Origin of the sequence: Algoriphagus litoralis (assembly GCF_003259255.1) — a bacterium.
Classification (GTDB): domain Bacteria; phylum Bacteroidota; class Bacteroidia; order Cytophagales; family Cyclobacteriaceae; genus Algoriphagus; species Algoriphagus litoralis.
On sequence record NZ_QGOL01000014.1, the window covers coordinates 80,327 to 96,462 of the forward strand.

Below are 16,136 nucleotides of genomic sequence, written 5' to 3' on the forward strand. Positions count from 1 at the left end.
TCTGCATTTATCCGATCAACCAAAACAATTGCCCAAATCGAATGGAAAAAGCCATCTTAGGATTAGATATCGGAGGCACCGGCATCAAGGGAGGTATCCTGATCAAAGGACACCTCGAGGACATTCGTTCCATTCCCACCCCTGCTTTGGAAAGCAAGGCCTTTATTCTTGAGACAATTGCAGATTTTATAGCCACCTATAGTCATTATGAATTTGTAGGAATCGGTATAGGGATTCCGGGACTGGTAGATACCCAGGAAGGTATTGTACTTGGTCTGGCTAATATTCCTTCCTTTCAGCATGTGGAACTTCGGAAATTTCTGACCGAACGATTTTCAAAGCCTGTTTTCATCAACAATGACGCAAACTGTTTTGCTATCGGAGTCCACAAATACGGGGTCGGCAGGCCTTTCAAAAACTTGGTGGGGATTACCCTTGGCACGGGTACCGGCGGGGGAATCGTGATCAATGGTCATTTGTATTCTGGCCTTTTTTCTGCGGCAGGCGAATGGTGCAGCGCACCTTATTTGGACCACAACTATGAGTATTACTGCTCTGGAAAATTTTTCCAAAACTTCTACCATTCCAAGCCCAAAGCATTGGCAAAGCTTGCCTTGGCAGGTGATCCAGTAGCCATTCGAGCATACGAGGAATTTGGCAGCCACCTCGGTGAGCTATTCAAGATGATCATGTATTCATTTGCTCCTGAGGCCATCGTCTTGGGAGGATCTATTCGCAAAACATATCCGCTATTCAAAAAATCCCTATTCAAGTCTTTGGAAACGTTCAGCTATCCCTCTGTCTTAGCTAGTCTCAAAATCCTCATTTCCGAACTGGATGAGACCGCCATTCACGGCGCTGTAGCGCTGGTCGATGTCGAAGAAGATATGGTCACTGCGTGAAAATAGTATAAGTTGGTTTTGTTAGTTAAAAATGGCGATTTCTTAGAAATCGCTTTTTTTTGATCTAATTTTCAAAGAAAAATTAGCCACAAGGATTTTCGATTTATTGACCTATTCTTGAAGTACCTGATTTCAAAAAAACAATCCGAATGCCTGCCTCTACTCTCACGGTCGCCCTCGCTCAAATCTCTCCCATCTGGCTCGATAAAGTCGCTACTCTGGAAAAAGTCAAATGTGCCATCACCGAAGCCTCAGAAAATAAAGCGGAGTTGATCGTATTTGGAGAAGGGCTTGTGCCTGGTTATCCCTGGTGGCTTTCGATCACCCATGCTTCAGCTTGGGATACTAAAATCCAAAAGGAAATCCATGCCCACTATCTTCGAAATGCGGTTCAGATCGAATCAGGTGACTTGAAAGAAATCCAAGACTTAGCCAAAAAACATCAAATCGCCATTTACCTAGGCATCATCGAGCGTGCTCAGGATCGAGGTGGTCACAGTCTGTACTGTTCTCTAGTCTACATTAATCCATCAGGTGAAATCTGCTCTGTTCACCGTAAACTCCAGCCAACTTATGAAGAGCGATTGACTTGGTCTCCCGGAGATGGAAACGGACTTCAAGTTCATCCGCTCAAGGCATTCACTGTCGGTGGACTGAATTGCTGGGAAAACTGGATGCCTCTGGCAAGAACTGCCTTGTATGGATTGGGAGAAAACCTCCACATTGCCGTTTGGCCGGGATCTGTTCGGAACACCGAAAATATCACCCGCATGATCGCTCAAGAGGGCCGCTCTTTTGTCATTTCTGTTTCTAGTTTGATGCGTAAAAACGATTTTCCATCGGACACCCCCCATTTGGACGTGATTCTGGAAAACTGCCCAGACGTACTCGGTAATGGCGGCAGCTGCATCGCCGGACCGAATGGCAAGTGGATTTTGGAGCCCATAGCAGATCAGGAAGGTATTTTCTACCAAACGCTGGACTTCAATCGAATCCTGGAAGAGCGGCAAAACTTCGATTCCGTGGGACATTATTCCCGACCCGACGTCCTTCAATTGACGGTGAATCGGGAAAGACAGCGCAGCGTCAGATATGAATAAAAGGCGCTCTGGTATTTTAATAAATTTTCAATCAATCCAGCCTCTCCATTGGATCAGGCTTAGATTTTCTTCAATTTCAAGTTCAGTTTTTCAAGTCATCTTATGAATAGATTTGGGTTCGGATTTCTCATCGCTTTGGTATTTTTTGGCGGGTTTTGGTTTTTCTACACCGGAAAGCAAGAACGGGAAGAGCTACGCGCTAGCTCCGAATTGATCCAAACTCAGATCAACCAGGTCGGTAAACTCATCGTCACCGAGGGCTTCTATTCCAAAGTTTTCACCTTCAAAAACTCTCAAAGCCTATTTCTCAATCTTTGGACCTCAGATAAAAAAGCCCTAGTCGTAGTCAACACCAAGGCAACCGTCGAATATGATCTGAGGCTTTTGGAAACTCAGATTGACGCAGAAAACAAAACCTTGATTCTCAAAAAAATCCCAAAACCTGTCCTGAATATCTATCCGGATATCGAATACTACGATGTCACCCAGGATTATTTCAATTCATTTGAAGCAAAAGATTACAATAAAATCAAAAGCTCAGTCACAGCACAGATTCGCTCTCAGATCGAGAAGTCAGAGCTCATGGTCAATGCCCAAGACCGACTTCTCGCCGAGCTGACTAATTTTTATGTCCTGACCAAATCGTTGGGTTGGACGCTGATGTATGAGGAAAAAGTAATTGGAAGTGAGGAAGAACTTAGCTTAATCAAAAAGTAAGAGTGGTTCCTATCTGGAAATAACAAAGCATTAAATAGAGCTTTACTTTTCATCACCACCTAAAAAACAAAAATCCCGCATTGCCAATACCATGCGGGATTTCGAATTTCACGTTTCGTACTTCGTATTTCCAATCTTCATACTTCGCTATGCCCCTCGTCCGCTTACTTGCAGGGGAATATCTGTCAGATCCTGAATTTTGATTGGTTTTCCCTGCTCTATGGAATTTCGGGCAGCAATACCGATCAAACAGGACATCGCACCATCTCGGCTTCCGGCAGATTGTCTCCAGGGATCGGGCGCGTTGGTATCGAGGAAAAGTTTGTTTTTCAAACGGGTATCTCCTCCTCCATGTCCACCACCGCCCTGAGGCACTGTGATGACATGACGCTCCCCGAAGTTTTTCACCAACACGATTTCATCCTCACTTTTCTCATCCCAAGGCTGGCTTTCCTTGATCCAAGCTTCCAGCCTCCCTTTGGTTCCATTGAATGCAATTCGGTATCCTTCGTAGGGCGAATAGGTAGTCAATGAGTAGCTGACTTGGACCTTATTCTTGTAGCGGATCTGCACAGCCATCTTATCATAGATATCAATTTCCTCACGGAAAACACAGCCGTCCCGATGATAGCCGTCGTACTTTTCATTATCCACGTAGAGCTTGGTCAAGTGATCGCTCTTGGTGATGTCCCAGTGGAAATCACATGAGCTGGCATGAGGGCATCCCCGACAGGTAGTAGAGCGAAAAGGTCCATTTTTGCCATAAAATTCCAATGCGCCATAGGCATAAACTTCCTCCGGATCGGAATCCAGCCACCAATTCAATAAGTCGAAGTGATGCGTAGACTTATGGACCAACAATGTGCCCCCAAATTCTTTCCTTCCATGCCATCTACGGAAGTAATCGGCTCCGTGGGAAGTGTCGAGGTACCAGTGAAAATCCACCGAAGTGATCGTGCCTATTTCTCCTGCCCGGAGCAACTCATACAATTTCTGCCGGTGAGGGGAGTATCGGTAGTTGAATGTCACAATGAGTTTTTTGCCTGACTTTCGCTCAGCTTCCAAAATAGCCTGCATTTTCACCTCATCAGTGGTCATCGGCTTTTCGGAAATGACATTCATGCCTGCCATGAGTCCTTTGACGATGAATTCGTGATGGGTACTGTCCATGGTAGTGACGATCAGCACATCCGGCTTAGTTTTGGCCAGCATTTCATCTGCATTCAGGAAAAGTGGACATTCCAAACCCATGTAAGTTTGGCCGTATTGGAGTCGACCTTCATTTTTATCTGAAAGCCCAACAAACTCGACTTGTTCAGAGTAGGCTCGGATTACATCCCGACCCCACATGGCTAGGCCTCTGACTCCTGTGCCTACCATCGCTAGCTTCATTTTTTCGCCAGGTTTGTTGAAAATCGACAGGGCTTCAGCCACAGGATGAATCAGTAGTGATCCGGCTAGTAGCCCCCCGGTCTTGGCAATAAAATCCCTTCTGGACTGATTTCTTGCTTTGTTCATGGTATTATGGGTTGATTCGTATTCACAGCTAGGAAGTTAGGGAAAACTTAAAAAATGCACCTCAGAAATTACGGAATCGATTTATATTCTACAGGAAGGTAAAATAAGCTCTGGAAAGGAGTTTGAATTCCCCTATTTTTAAATCATGAATTCGAGGACGATGGAGCGCAGCATTTCGATCAGGGGGCTTTTCAGGATCAGTAGACCTATCAATCTATTGCTGGTCGCTTTTGCGCAGGGAATGACCGCTTACTTTTTGGTAGAAACGACACCTCTGGGCCTTCCTGTCTTGCAGGATTTCAGGTTATATCTTTTGATCCTTTCGACAGTCATGATCACGGCTGCAGGCTACATGATCAACGATTACTATGACGTCAAAATTGACTATGTCAACCGCCCTCATGAGGTAGTCGTGGGCAAAGGCATCAAACGGAGAATGGTGATATTCCTTCATACTGTTTTGAATTTCTCAGCCATTGGCTTGGGCTATCTAGTCTCTCCCAGAATAGCTTTGATTAACTTTTTTGCAGCATTTTTACTTTGGCTTTACAGCAACCGGCTGAAACGGGAGCCATTCATCGGGAATTTGACAGTGGCATTTCTCACGGGGCTTTCGATCTACATGATCGCATATTATTACCAAAAATCTGAATTGCTGGTCTTAACGTATTCCATCTTTGCCTTCTTCCTGAATCTGATCCGGGAGATCATCAAAGACATCGAGGACCGTCCCGGGGACCGAAAGCACGGATGCAGAACGCTCCCGATCGTCATTGGTTTTCGTAAGACCAAACAGGTGATTTTTGTTATCGCATTCGCGTTTGTCTGTTCGATTCTGCTTGTCACGTTTAAAATCAACAATCCTGTCCTATTTATTTATTTTGGGATTTTGGGGGCAGTTTTTCTTTGGTTTATGCGAAAAATCTACCAAGCAGATCGCAAGACCCATTTCACCAAACTAAGCACCATAGCCAAAATCTTGATGCTCGTCGGAACCCTAAGTATGGGGTTTTTATGATTTAAGGTTTACGTTGGGAAAACCTCGAACATTCAACGTTCAGCTTTCGATATCGAATACTGAATAGAAGGCCAAAGAACTTCTGTCTAGCCCCTCTATTAGCAATTCCCTAACATCTTCCTTAATTTCATGCAAATTTTCTAAAGAATGCTGGAAAGTAAGGTAATCGTCATCAAGATCGGTTCAAATGTCCTCACCCAATCCAATGGGATGCCGGATTTGGATCGAATGCAGCATTTGGTGGCTCAAATCCAAGGACTCATTTCCTCAGGAAAGAAAGTGGTCCTTGTCAGTTCGGGAGCCGTGGCTTTTGGCAGACAATCCATTTCCCTTGCAGAAAAACTCAATCCTGTCATAAAGAAGCAGATTTGGGCTTCCACAGGCCAGATCCGCTTGATCAATCAATACCAACAGCTTTTTGAAAATCTAAATCAACCCATCGCCCAGATTTTGGTGACAAAGGAAGATTTCCGGGATCGAAAGCATTACCTCAATATGAAAAACTGCATTGAGGCTTTGCTTCAGCAGGGTATCCTCCCCATCATCAATGAAAATGACACGGTCACGATCACCGAGTTGATGTTTACAGACAATGACGAATTGGCAAGCCTCACCGCTGCCATGGTCAATGCGGACACGCTCATGCTGCTGACCAATGTGGACGGAATTTTCACAGGAAATCCCCATGAACCCGGTTCGCAACTGATCGAAAAAGTCGCCTACTCCATGCCTGAAGTTTCCGCATACATCTCAGCGACCAAATCGTCTTTCGGCCGGGGAGGCATGCTGACCAAATACACCATGGCCAAAAAGTCTGCAGACCTTGGCATCCAAGTGATCATTGCCAATGGTAAGCGAGTCGGAGTGCTGGATGAATTCACCGCAAAAACTTTGCGATGCACTTGGTTTGAGCCCCAAAAGGTCAAGAATGCTCCTAAGAAATGGCTGGCTCATGGTGCACAATACTATAAAGGTGAAATCACCATCAATGAAGGTGCAAAGATTTCCCTGACTTCGTCAGTAATCCGCAGTCTTTTGCCGATCGGGATCACGCGAATCGAAGGCGAGTTTTCCAAAGGAGACATTCTCCTCCTCTGCGACGAAAAAGGAAAAAAAATCGGGCTTGGAAGAGCTGAATACGCTTCCAAATATGCTTTGGAGCGGATGGGACAAAAGAATCAAAAGCCATTGATTCATTACGATTACTTGTACCTTTTCGATCATGAATGACTTCACTCCCATTTTTGAGCAAGTTCAACGAAGCAGCCGGAGGCTGACAGGGATCAGTGACGGCTTGGTCAATCTGGTCTTGGAAGACCTTGCTACGCTGGCTGAGCGTGAGATAACTTTTCTTTTGGAGGAAAACCAAAAAGACCTGAAGCGGATGGAACCATCTCATCCGATGTATGACCGACTGCTTCTAAATGAGTCCAGAATCGAAGGAATTGCTGCAGAAATCCGACAGGTAAAGTCTCTTCCTAGTCCGCTGCACCATAGCTTGGAAGCGAAAAAACTGGAAAATGGATTGCTCCTAACCAAAATCACAGTGCCATTGGGTGTCATTGGGATCATCTACGAAGCCCGCCCAAATGTGACCTTTGATGTCTTTTCCCTCGCCATCAAATCCGGAAACGGACTGGTGTTAAAGGGTGGTTCGGATGCGGATTTTTCCAATCGGGCTATTCTCAGCCTAATCCATCAGGTTTTGACCAAGCATGGATTACCGACTTCAGCTTTCCAGCTTTTACCTCCTGATCGAAGCGCAACCAAAGCCCTATTGGAAGCAGTGGGATATGTGGACGTGATAATCCCCCGCGGCTCCCAGGGTTTGATCAATTTTGTGCGCGAAAATGCCAAAGTACCAGTCATAGAGACAGGAGCTGGAATCGTCCATACGTATGTCGACGAATTCGCAGATCTGGAAAAAGCCAAAAAAATCATTCACAACGCTAAAACCCGTCGTCCCAGTGTCTGCAATTCGTTGGACTGCCTGATTATTCACGAAGAATTGCTTGACGAGCTAGGAGAACTTGTCCACCCGCTGATGCTGGACAATGTAAAAATCTTTGCGGATGAAAAATCTTTTGCTCACCTGCAGCGGCATGAATTGATTCAGAAAGCGGATGAAAGCCACTTTGGAACGGAATTTCTAAGCCTGAAAATGGCCATCAAAACCGTGAAAAACTTGGATGAAGCGCTGGATCACATCGCAACCTATTCCTCCAAACATTCGGAAGCCATCATTTCCGAAAATCTTGAAAACATTGAGCGATTCCTTCTGGAAGTCGACGCGGCAGCTGTATATGCCAATGCTTCTACTGCGTTCACCGACGGAAATCAATTTGGCTTGGGTGCAGAAATCGGCATCAGCACCCAAAAACTCCATGCGCGAGGCCCTATGGCACTCCGCGAACTCACGAGCTACAAGTGGGTGGTCCGAGGAAAAGGGCAGATACGTTAACACTGGGCCAAAATTCACTTGGTATCAAAACTCACATTTCCACCGCTAGTGATTTCTCATTTTTGCATTAAACCCAAGCGCAATGAATAAGTACCTCATCACCCTTACTGCAGGCATATTGTCTTTATCAGCCTGTGAATCAAAAAAGCCTAATTCTGATTTATCCTCGACTCAGGCACTGGCAACTGCGGCGGTTGTGAATTTGAATCCCGCAGAATTTCAGGCCAAAAGCTCAGCCGGGATCATCATCGATGTGCGTACACCTGAGGAAATTGCCGAAGGAAAAATTGAAGGTGCACTGGAAATGGACTACTTCTTACCCAGCTTTCAATCTCAAGTAGACCAACTACCCAAGGAAAAAGAAATCTATATCTATTGCGCTGTGGGATCGAGAAGCAAAGAAGCCGCCGACATGCTGCTGCAACAGGGTTTTACCAAAGTCTACCATCTTAGCGGGGGTATCCAAGGCTGGGCTAGAGCTGGAATGCCGGTCGTCAGAGAATAATCCGACGAGCGGCATTTGCCCAGAATCTGATTTAGTGTAGAGCCCGTTTCACTAAAGGTGCTACAGCATTCCCAATCAATTCAATCGAGTCACTGAGTTGCTCATGGCTTAGGCCGGCATTGTCCATTTGGAAAGTAAATCGGTCGATTCCTCCCAAAGCTTCACTGTGTCGAAGGATTTTTTCCGCCACTTCCTCAGGTTCGCCCACCAGATAGGCCCCTCTTCTCGAGTTCTGAGCCTCAAAGTGTCCACGGGTTACAGGCGGCCATCCCCGCTCTTTTCCGATTCGTGTGAAGGTTTCAGCATAGCCGGGATAGTATGTTTCTACCGCCTCCTCATGCGATTTGCCAACGAAGCCTAGGGAATGAAGGCCCACTTTTAGCTTTTCTTTTGGATGTCCTGCCTTTTCACCTGCTTCACGATACAGATCGATCAACGAACGAAAACGATGCGTCTCCCCTCCAATCACCGCGACCATCAGTGGAAGTCCAAGCGACCCTGCTCTGACAAATGATCCTGGTGTGCCACCCACGCCGAGCCAAATGGGAAGTTGCTTTTGAAGTGGTCTTGGATAGATCGGTTGATTATTGAGCGCGGGTCTGAATTTCCCCGACCAATTAATAATTTCCTGCTGATTAATTTGCAGCAGCAGGCCCAATTTCTCAGCAAAGAGCTTGTCATAATCCTCCAATCTGAGGCCGAATAGTGGAAAAGCCTCAGTAAATGAACCTCTTCCGACCACCAATTCAGCCCGTCCATTTGAGACCAGATCCAAGGTGGCAAATTCCTGAAAAACCCGCACTGGATCGGCTGCACTGAGGACCGTGACGGCACTGGTTAGTGTTATTTTCTTGGTTTGCGCTGCCGCTGCAGCCAAAATAATGGCCGTAGCTGAGTCCAAGAATTCCTTGCGGTGATGCTCTCCAATGCCAAAGACATCCAGACCGACTTCATCGGCAAGTTTGATTCTGGCGAGTAAAGCGGTTATTGCTTCCTGAGCTGTGCCTTTAATGGTCCCATTTCCGTCTGTAGGGAATGCGGCAAAGCTGTCTATTCCAATTTCCATGGAGTAATCCTTTCTTTTGATTTACTTGTAAACCGAAAGCTTCTCCGAAAAATTCAGAATTGATTTACCCAATATTTACGTAATGAAACTTTTGGATTGAGGAGTTTTCCACCCAAGTTTCACCCTTGGGAAGCACTTATTTTACCTTATGGATAAAGAAATCCTCATCGACCTCGTCACCAAAACAATGCCTTTTGGCAAGTACAAAGGCAGGCTGCTCTGCAATCTCCCTGAAGATTACCTAGTCTGGATGAACCGAAAAGGCTTCCCTGATGGAAAACTCGGGATGTGGCTGAGTACCCTTTATGAAATTCGACTCAATGGACTTGAAGGGATATTAGCAGAATTAAAACGCACGCATCCGGTCAGGAGATAGGCCTTATTCTCCTTTAGCTTTTCAATATTTTACTTAAAAAAATCTAGGTAGATGAAACCTTGAAATTGCATAAAAATTAATTATTAGATCTATTGAAAAATCTTTCGTTAACTAATTTTAATTAAACTGCGTTATCAAGATATTAACAGTCTAAAAGTCAACCCCATGAGGCTCCAAATAATTTTTCTTTCGTTTTTATTTTGCTTTGGCGCAAACGCCCAAACTACAGTTATTTCTGGCAGAGTGGTGGATGCCAATTCTGGCCAACCCATTGCCCAATCCCATGTATTTATTCCGAAAACAAGCATCCAGACATTCACGGATTCTTTAGGGAATTTTGCCATATCGGGTGTAGTTCCGGGCAGGTGGACTTTGGTCTCTGCAAAAGAAGGATACTTGCCTCAAGAAACAGAGATACTCGCCAAGAGATCTTTCAGAGGAGAATCCAATGAAATCTCATTTGCCTTGGAACAGAATTCCGCCCTTAGTTTCGCCTCAAAAATCAAAGGCAACTCCAAGAAATATCTCGAAAAACTCCTTGATGGTTTTTTAGATCCCAATGACGAAGAAAACCTTGTATTGGCAAATCCAGATGCAATTAGTTTTGAAGTTGATAAAAAATCGAATTTGTTATTTGCTTATGCTAAGGATGCGCTGATTTTCAAAAATTCCGAAACAGGCTATCTGATTACAGTCTGGTTAAATGAACCGATAGATTTAAACAAGCCGATGGATTTTGAATCCATGTACTGGGCTTATTTTTCTTCACCGGATTTGGAGCTTGATGAAAAAACAAAAACCGATGCCAATAGATTGGCTATCTATAAAGAAACACCGGAATATTTACTCCGAAATCTCCTGACGAGCTCCAGCGATACGGTTAAGCTAAGTTTTGGAGAATTTGAAGGGGAGTTTAATTTGGAGATAAAAAGTCCATTTACACTGACATCCGATTCCGGTAACACGGTTCGCTTCAGTTTTGAAGGTGAAAAAATTGCGCTTAAAGAGAATGGAGTACCGGTATCAAACAACACGCTTCAAGTCACCAAAAGCATCAAAACCTCTCCCTTAGCATTACTCCCACAAAACTTTAATGGGGAGAAGCTTCTGGCCTTGGTAAAAATCGAGAAAAACGCCCGCGTTTTGGAAGAAAAGGTATTCTTGCACACCGATCGGGATGTCTATCGAATTGGAGATCAGATTTATTTCAAAGCGTATGTCGACTACGGGAATCCTATTTTTTCGGAAGAATCCAGCAAGGTACTACACGTGGAGCTTCTGGATACCGCAGGCACTCAGCTTGAGCACCAACTATTCAAGATAGAAGGAGGCATTGCCAAAGGGCAACTTTCACTGCCTTATCACCTTCGTTCACAGGACTTTTTCCTCAGAGCATACACGCTTTGGTCAACGAATTATGGCCCTGAAAATGAATTTGTCAAGCCAATTCAGGTTCTTTTGCCCGGATATGTGCCCCAAGGAACCAGTCTCAAAGAATATAGTAATGGGATCACCCTCTTTACAGAAAACATTCTGCCCACCCCAGGAGACTCTGTGAAATTGAGCTTTATGGTCCGAGATCTGGAAGGGAATCTAACTCCAGCACATCTTTCAGTCTCTGTATTGGATGACCTTGAAGCGATTCAACTGAATAAAAGCCCCTCAGACATTGGAGAATTCTTTGCCAAAACTCGAACCAGCCCCTATCCAGAGCTGGAAAACTTCTCCCAACCCAAGGAGTTTGGGTTTAACCTGATCGGAAAAACCATAGGCCCAGACGATAGACCTATCAAATCTAATTTAGAGATTTTGGTCAATGGTCTTTTTGAAAAAATAGAAACTAAAACGGATGAAAAGGGAAATTTTGAGCTGCAGAGTTTAAATTTTGAAGAAGATTACACCCTGGCAATCAAGGCCATTGCACATAGTGCAGCCAAAATAGAAAAAGTAGATCTGGAAATAAAATCTTCTCCCCACTCCATAATGAATAGAAAATTTGAATTTCCTCTACCCAGATACACAGGAACATCAAGCCCTAGACTAGATTCTTTGGCAGCACTTCCCCCACTTCTTGACGGGGAGATTCTTTTGGATGAAGCAAATGTGGTATCAAAAAAATATGATGCCTCGGGTCCAGCGATTTATGGAAAAGCACAGCAAGTGCATCTAGCGAAAGACCTAAATCTAACTGGTCTTACGGATCAATTTGTTCGAGCGTTAGGAGCCAAGTCTGGATTTATTATTTCAGGAAGCCCTCCTATATTAAGCAGCAGAGGTGGTCTACCTTTAATAATGATCGATAATATTCCTATTTCCGGTCCATCAGGAGCCACCTTTAGTGGACCTACCCTTCCTGAGGCTAACATGAGCTATTCGACAGGTAACCCGCAATTTGCCCGACTGAGCGATATAAATGTATTTAATATAGAAAGAATAGAAATCATCCGAAGTATGACTTCTATTTTCGGAGAGGCGGGTCAATATGGAGTGATTAACATAATTATGAAAACCGGAGAGGATTATAAAAGAGATATCATGAATGACCGTAACTCTTTCAAGGAATTCAAATTGACTGGTTTTTCAAATCCAAAACCGTTTGAATTCTTGGATGAAGGTGCCATTTCTCCTGTCTACCATTGGGAGCCATCTGTCACTATTCCAGAAGGCAAAACCTCCGGATCTACGGAATTCGCTCTTCCCAAAAATGCCGAGGCTTTTTGGGTAGTTGTCAATGGAATAACTGAAAAAGGTGATCCGGTATCCGGGAAGTTTTTCTTAAGGACTTCTCCCATCAGCGAGAACAGAAACTCAGAAGACCAATAAAATCAACTAGGTGAAAGTAGTCTACTTTATTCCACCCGCTGAATCTCATACTTTTCGCTTACCCCATTTTCGCTGATTGCCTCAATGGTGAAATAGTAAGATTTGGTTCGGTCCATGGTTTTCAGCCAATATTCATTATTCCCGAGGACCATGATGGTGTTGTAAAGCTTGTCTGGAGCCACTCCGTATGAAATGTGATATGCATAGGCATCCTGCATCGGGGACCATTTGATAAAGGCACTGCGTTTATCTTTTTCAGTACGAAAAACCATAAACTGCTTCACTTTTTCGGGCTTTGCTCCACCACCATTCCCAAAAACGCGAAATCCACTGATGGCGAATTTACCTGTAGGCATGTGGACATTTTCCAGCTTGAGGAATCGGGTTTTTACCGGATTATCGAGCTCGACATACTCATGCGGAATGTCCGTGGTGTTTTTGCTTTTGTCCACCAAGACTTCCCAATTTTTCCCGTCAAGGGAATGGTAAAGAATGTATTGATGGTATTGATCGGTACGTTTGCCCAGTCGATCATCTGCCACATCCTGATCTGCATAGTTGATCTGCACTGCATTCACCGTACTTACTTGGCCTAAGTCGGTCTGAATCCATTCTCCCTTTTCGCCAGATGCCGCACTCCAGTAGGTTTTGAGATCTTCGTCGTTGGCTTTGTTGGGAGAAAAGCCTCCCAAGGTCGAGGATACTGCAATGGGTTTATCATAATTCAGCAGCATCCAGCCTGTGAATTGCCCGGCTTTGGCTGTGCCCGGTAAGAAATGCGGATAGTCTCCAAATGCCAAATTGCTCCACATGACATCGTCCTGATCAAAACCTGCCGGCCAGATCCCCAATCTCCGCTCAAATGTATTTTTCACAGAAATCATGATCGTACTGATGTGCCAGTAGTTGCCCTGATTGTCTTGAAATGTACTGCCATGTCCCGCTCCTCTGGCAAAGCCTCCCAGCTTCATGCTCAGTGGATCAGACTGCGGGATGAAAGGACCAAGCGGAGTCGGGCCTACCACTACTCCATCCGAGTAGCCGCTAAACTCAGTACCCGGAGCTCCATATTGCAGGTAGTATTTTCCGTTGTGTTTGGTCATATGAGCACCTTCCATGAAGGGATCCAAGAAGGTGTTGTCCATGTGCTCACCAAACCGCTGCCATCCGTATTTATCCGGTTCGAGAAGGTACATTTCCTTTCTGGTCCCGATGGGTTCTAAGGTCTTGCGATTCAATTCAACTCCGTATAGGGGATAGCGATTGGAACTTCCATTGTACATGTACAGTCGCCCATCCTCGTCAGTAAAAAAGTCCGGATCCCAACCGCCGATTTCAAACTTCTCGACCAAAGGCTTCCATTCGTTGGCTTTGGGGTCGGTGCTCATCCACATGGTGAAATCTTTCTCATAGGTTGAACCCATTACTAGCACGGTGTCCCCAACTATCCCAACGGCCGGAGCACAAAGTTCATCATAGACTTTGTTCCAAGGTTGGAGAAAAAGCCGGGAATGAAACTCCCAATTGTACATGTCCTCACTGGTCCAGTAGCCCCATTGATTGGTGGAGAAAAGGATGAAAGTCCCCTTGAAATTCACCAGAACCGGATCAGCTGTAGCCCGATGTCTTCCCCATTCCGAAAAGTTTGGGATCGGCGTGTAGCCATAGTCCAGATTGATCGGATTGCAATAGGTCTGTTGCTGGGAAAAAACTGGTGAAAAGGCCAGAAAAAACAAAAAGCCAAGGACTAGTTTGATCTGCATTTTAATCTTGGGTTTAATGGGTTTTTAGTACTCTTTTAAGAATGGTAAAACTTATTCCACACTCTTAAATTGGATTTTTTTGGCTGGATCAAGGTAAACCGTCTCCCTAATTTCCGCACTTTCTTTCGCTGCTTGCAGGATTTCCATCACCAGCATGTTATTTTCCAAACCGCTCAGATCGAAGCGACCCAATTCCACTTTTCCCCTGACCACTGCCATCAACATCGTAAAAGGATCATCAAACGGAGACTTTCTTGGCTCCAAATCAAACTTTTCCTCGCTGAATCCATCGTATCCTTCAGCAATTCTGAGCCGAAGTTGGCGACCGTTATCCGCAATGACTGCTCCGGTGAGTCCATAGATCTCCATATCTTTTCTCCCTATTGGCCAATTCCAGGAAGCTTCAATGATCGTTTGCGAAGTAGGATAGGTCAGGATAATCGTGGCTTCGTCTTCCACTTTTGGATTGTCTTCGGGATTCAGCTGCTGCGTCACAGCGGTGACCGAGATTGGTCGTTCTCCCTGCATCAGCCAAGTGCTCAGATTGGCTCCATAGCATCCAAAATCCATCAGCGCACCTGCCCCATTCAGTTGTGGGTCGGTGAGCCATTCCAAAAACTCAGGCCCGACACCGATCTTTTTTGGGCCGCGGTGACCGTCTCTGACTACGATTTTTCGCGCTTCTCCGATTTGTCCGGAATGCAGGATTTGGTAGGCTTTTTCATTGCTCGCATACCAAGTGGTCTCGTAGTTGGTCAGCAAGTGGATGTTGTGTTTTTCTGCCAGCGCTTTCATTTCCAAGGCATGTTCCAGACTTACAGCCAGCGGTTTTTCCACCATTACGTGAATTCCTTTTGGAGCACATTTCTGCACGATTTCCAAGTGGGCATATGTCGTCCCAAATCCTGTCACAGCTTCAGGCTTGGTCTTTTCCAGCATTTCTTCCAAGGTATCAAACACCAAATCCATCGACAGTCCATGCTGCTTCATGTATCGCGCTGCCAATTCCCGATTGGGTTCAGCAATACCGACAATTTCAATATCGGGCCGCTTGTCTGCTGCGAAAACCCACCCCACATGGCCGTGGTTTAGTCCAGCAACTCCAATTTTCAGCGGTTGATCTTGGGCGTTTAGTTGATTTATGACTAAAAAAAAGAAGAGGAGGAGGATGGGCTTCATAGTGGAGAATGTAGCTAAAATTGTTAGTTGGGCTTTGACTTTTTTGAATGTCTGTATATTGGGAAATTAATCAATTTTTCAGCTTCCAAACATTCACTTTCTCTCAAAGAATTAATTAAAATAAGGTTTGATGTACATTTTTACTGACTGTGGACTGTTGACCGTAGTCAGTGGACAATTCTATATCCCTCCCCTTTTACCCAATTCCACGACCCGCAAATTTTGGATTTTTCCAGCTTCCAACTCAAATAGCAGCATCGTCCGCATGATGTGGAATCCATGTCTCCCCATCGCTCCGGGATTCATGTAGAGGCATTGGATCGACGCATCAAATTCCACCTTGCAGATGTGTGAATGGCCGCAGATAAACAGCTGCGCCCCGGCATCTTTGATTTTTTGCTTGATTCCTTTGGCATATCGCGGAGGTTTGCCACCGATGTGAGTCATCAGTACTTTCACCCCTGCAAGTTCGAATTCCTGCCACTCGGGGTAGTTCTCCTGAATGACCTGATCATCAATATTGCCAAAGACCGCGCGAACAGGCTTATCCCTGGGCAAAACTTCCATCACGTCCAGCGATCCAATATCCCCTGCATGCCAGATTTCATCCACATCCTGAAGATAAGCAAGTGTTTTGTGATCTATGTAACTGTGCGAATCTGAAATCAAACCTATTTTTATGCGCATCTTGAAACGAAAGCGGGTAAA

Annotated in this window: 14 protein-coding genes; 9 read left to right on the top strand and 5 right to left on the bottom strand. The window is 45.0% G+C overall.

Annotated elements, in window-relative coordinates:
- Positions 1-41 precede the first annotated feature (41 nt).
- The 3 genes from DK188_RS16735 to DK188_RS16745 all read left to right on the top strand — a co-directional run bounded on the left by DK188_RS16735 (position 42) and on the right by DK188_RS16745 (position 2,719).
- Positions 42-902, top strand: a complete 861-nt coding sequence (locus tag DK188_RS16735; RefSeq protein WP_111671989.1) for an ROK family protein — start codon at positions 42-44, stop codon at positions 900-902.
- Positions 903-1,051: 149 nt separating this feature from the next.
- Positions 1,052-2,002, top strand: coding sequence for a carbon-nitrogen hydrolase family protein (locus DK188_RS16740; protein ID WP_111671990.1), 951 nt, complete (start codon positions 1,052-1,054; stop codon positions 2,000-2,002).
- Between the two features lie 102 nt (positions 2,003-2,104).
- Positions 2,105-2,719, top strand: coding sequence for a DUF4230 domain-containing protein (locus DK188_RS16745; protein ID WP_111671991.1), 615 nt, complete (start codon positions 2,105-2,107; stop codon positions 2,717-2,719).
- 147 nt (positions 2,720-2,866) lie between these two features.
- Here DK188_RS16745 and DK188_RS16750 read toward each other — a convergent pair whose 3' ends face one another.
- On the bottom strand, positions 2,867-4,237 hold the full coding sequence (locus DK188_RS16750; RefSeq protein ID WP_111671992.1) for a Gfo/Idh/MocA family protein: 1,371 nt from the start codon (positions 4,235-4,237) through the stop codon (positions 2,867-2,869).
- A gap of 145 nt (positions 4,238-4,382) precedes the next feature.
- Here DK188_RS16750 and DK188_RS16755 point away from each other — a divergent pair, with 145 nt between their 5' ends.
- The 4 genes from DK188_RS16755 (at position 4,383) to DK188_RS16770 (ending at position 8,221) form a co-directional block, all read left to right on the top strand.
- A complete protein-coding gene (locus tag DK188_RS16755) occupies positions 4,383-5,255 on the top strand; it encodes a geranylgeranylglycerol-phosphate geranylgeranyltransferase (RefSeq protein ID WP_198673037.1) in 873 nt (290 codons plus the stop codon).
- A 147-nt stretch (positions 5,256-5,402) separates the two neighbouring features.
- Positions 5,403-6,485 (top strand): glutamate 5-kinase, encoded by a 1,083-nt coding sequence (gene proB / locus DK188_RS16760; RefSeq protein WP_111671994.1) that lies wholly within the window; start codon positions 5,403-5,405, stop codon positions 6,483-6,485.
- Positions 6,478-7,716, top strand: a complete 1,239-nt coding sequence (locus DK188_RS16765; protein ID WP_111671995.1) for a glutamate-5-semialdehyde dehydrogenase — start codon at positions 6,478-6,480, stop codon at positions 7,714-7,716. The genes proB and DK188_RS16765 overlap by 8 nt, the downstream gene beginning before the upstream one ends.
- A gap of 82 nt (positions 7,717-7,798) precedes the next feature.
- A complete protein-coding gene (locus DK188_RS16770; protein ID WP_111671996.1) occupies positions 7,799-8,221 on the top strand; it encodes a rhodanese-like domain-containing protein in 423 nt (140 codons plus the stop codon).
- 31 nt (positions 8,222-8,252) lie between these two features.
- Here DK188_RS16770 and DK188_RS16775 read toward each other — a convergent pair whose 3' ends face one another.
- Entirely contained in the window at positions 8,253-9,287 is a 1,035-nt protein-coding gene (locus DK188_RS16775; RefSeq protein WP_111671997.1) for an LLM class flavin-dependent oxidoreductase, read from the bottom strand.
- 148 nt (positions 9,288-9,435) lie between these two features.
- Here DK188_RS16775 and DK188_RS16780 point away from each other — a divergent pair, with 148 nt between their 5' ends.
- Both DK188_RS16780 and DK188_RS16785 read left to right on the top strand, forming a co-directional pair.
- The gene (locus DK188_RS16780; RefSeq protein WP_111671998.1) at positions 9,436-9,663 is read left to right on the top strand and encodes a DUF3820 family protein; all 228 of its coding nucleotides are present in this window, start codon (positions 9,436-9,438) and stop codon (positions 9,661-9,663) included.
- A 165-nt stretch (positions 9,664-9,828) separates the two neighbouring features.
- A complete protein-coding gene (locus DK188_RS16785) occupies positions 9,829-12,486 on the top strand; it encodes a carboxypeptidase regulatory-like domain-containing protein (RefSeq protein WP_111671999.1) in 2,658 nt (885 codons plus the stop codon).
- A 26-nt stretch (positions 12,487-12,512) separates the two neighbouring features.
- On the opposite strand, the gene DK188_RS16790 is transcribed toward DK188_RS16785, so the two are convergent.
- From DK188_RS16790 to DK188_RS16800, 3 genes are all read right to left on the bottom strand, one after another.
- A complete protein-coding gene (locus tag DK188_RS16790; protein WP_111672000.1) occupies positions 12,513-14,249 on the bottom strand; it encodes a family 43 glycosylhydrolase in 1,737 nt (578 codons plus the stop codon).
- Positions 14,250-14,300: 51 nt separating this feature from the next.
- Positions 14,301-15,428, bottom strand: a complete 1,128-nt coding sequence (locus tag DK188_RS16795; RefSeq protein ID WP_111672001.1) for a Gfo/Idh/MocA family protein — start codon at positions 15,426-15,428, stop codon at positions 14,301-14,303.
- Between the two features lie 180 nt (positions 15,429-15,608).
- Positions 15,609-16,115 (bottom strand): metallophosphoesterase family protein, encoded by a 507-nt coding sequence (locus tag DK188_RS16800; RefSeq protein ID WP_111672089.1) that lies wholly within the window; start codon positions 16,113-16,115, stop codon positions 15,609-15,611.
- Between the last annotated feature and the right edge of the window lie 21 nt (positions 16,116-16,136).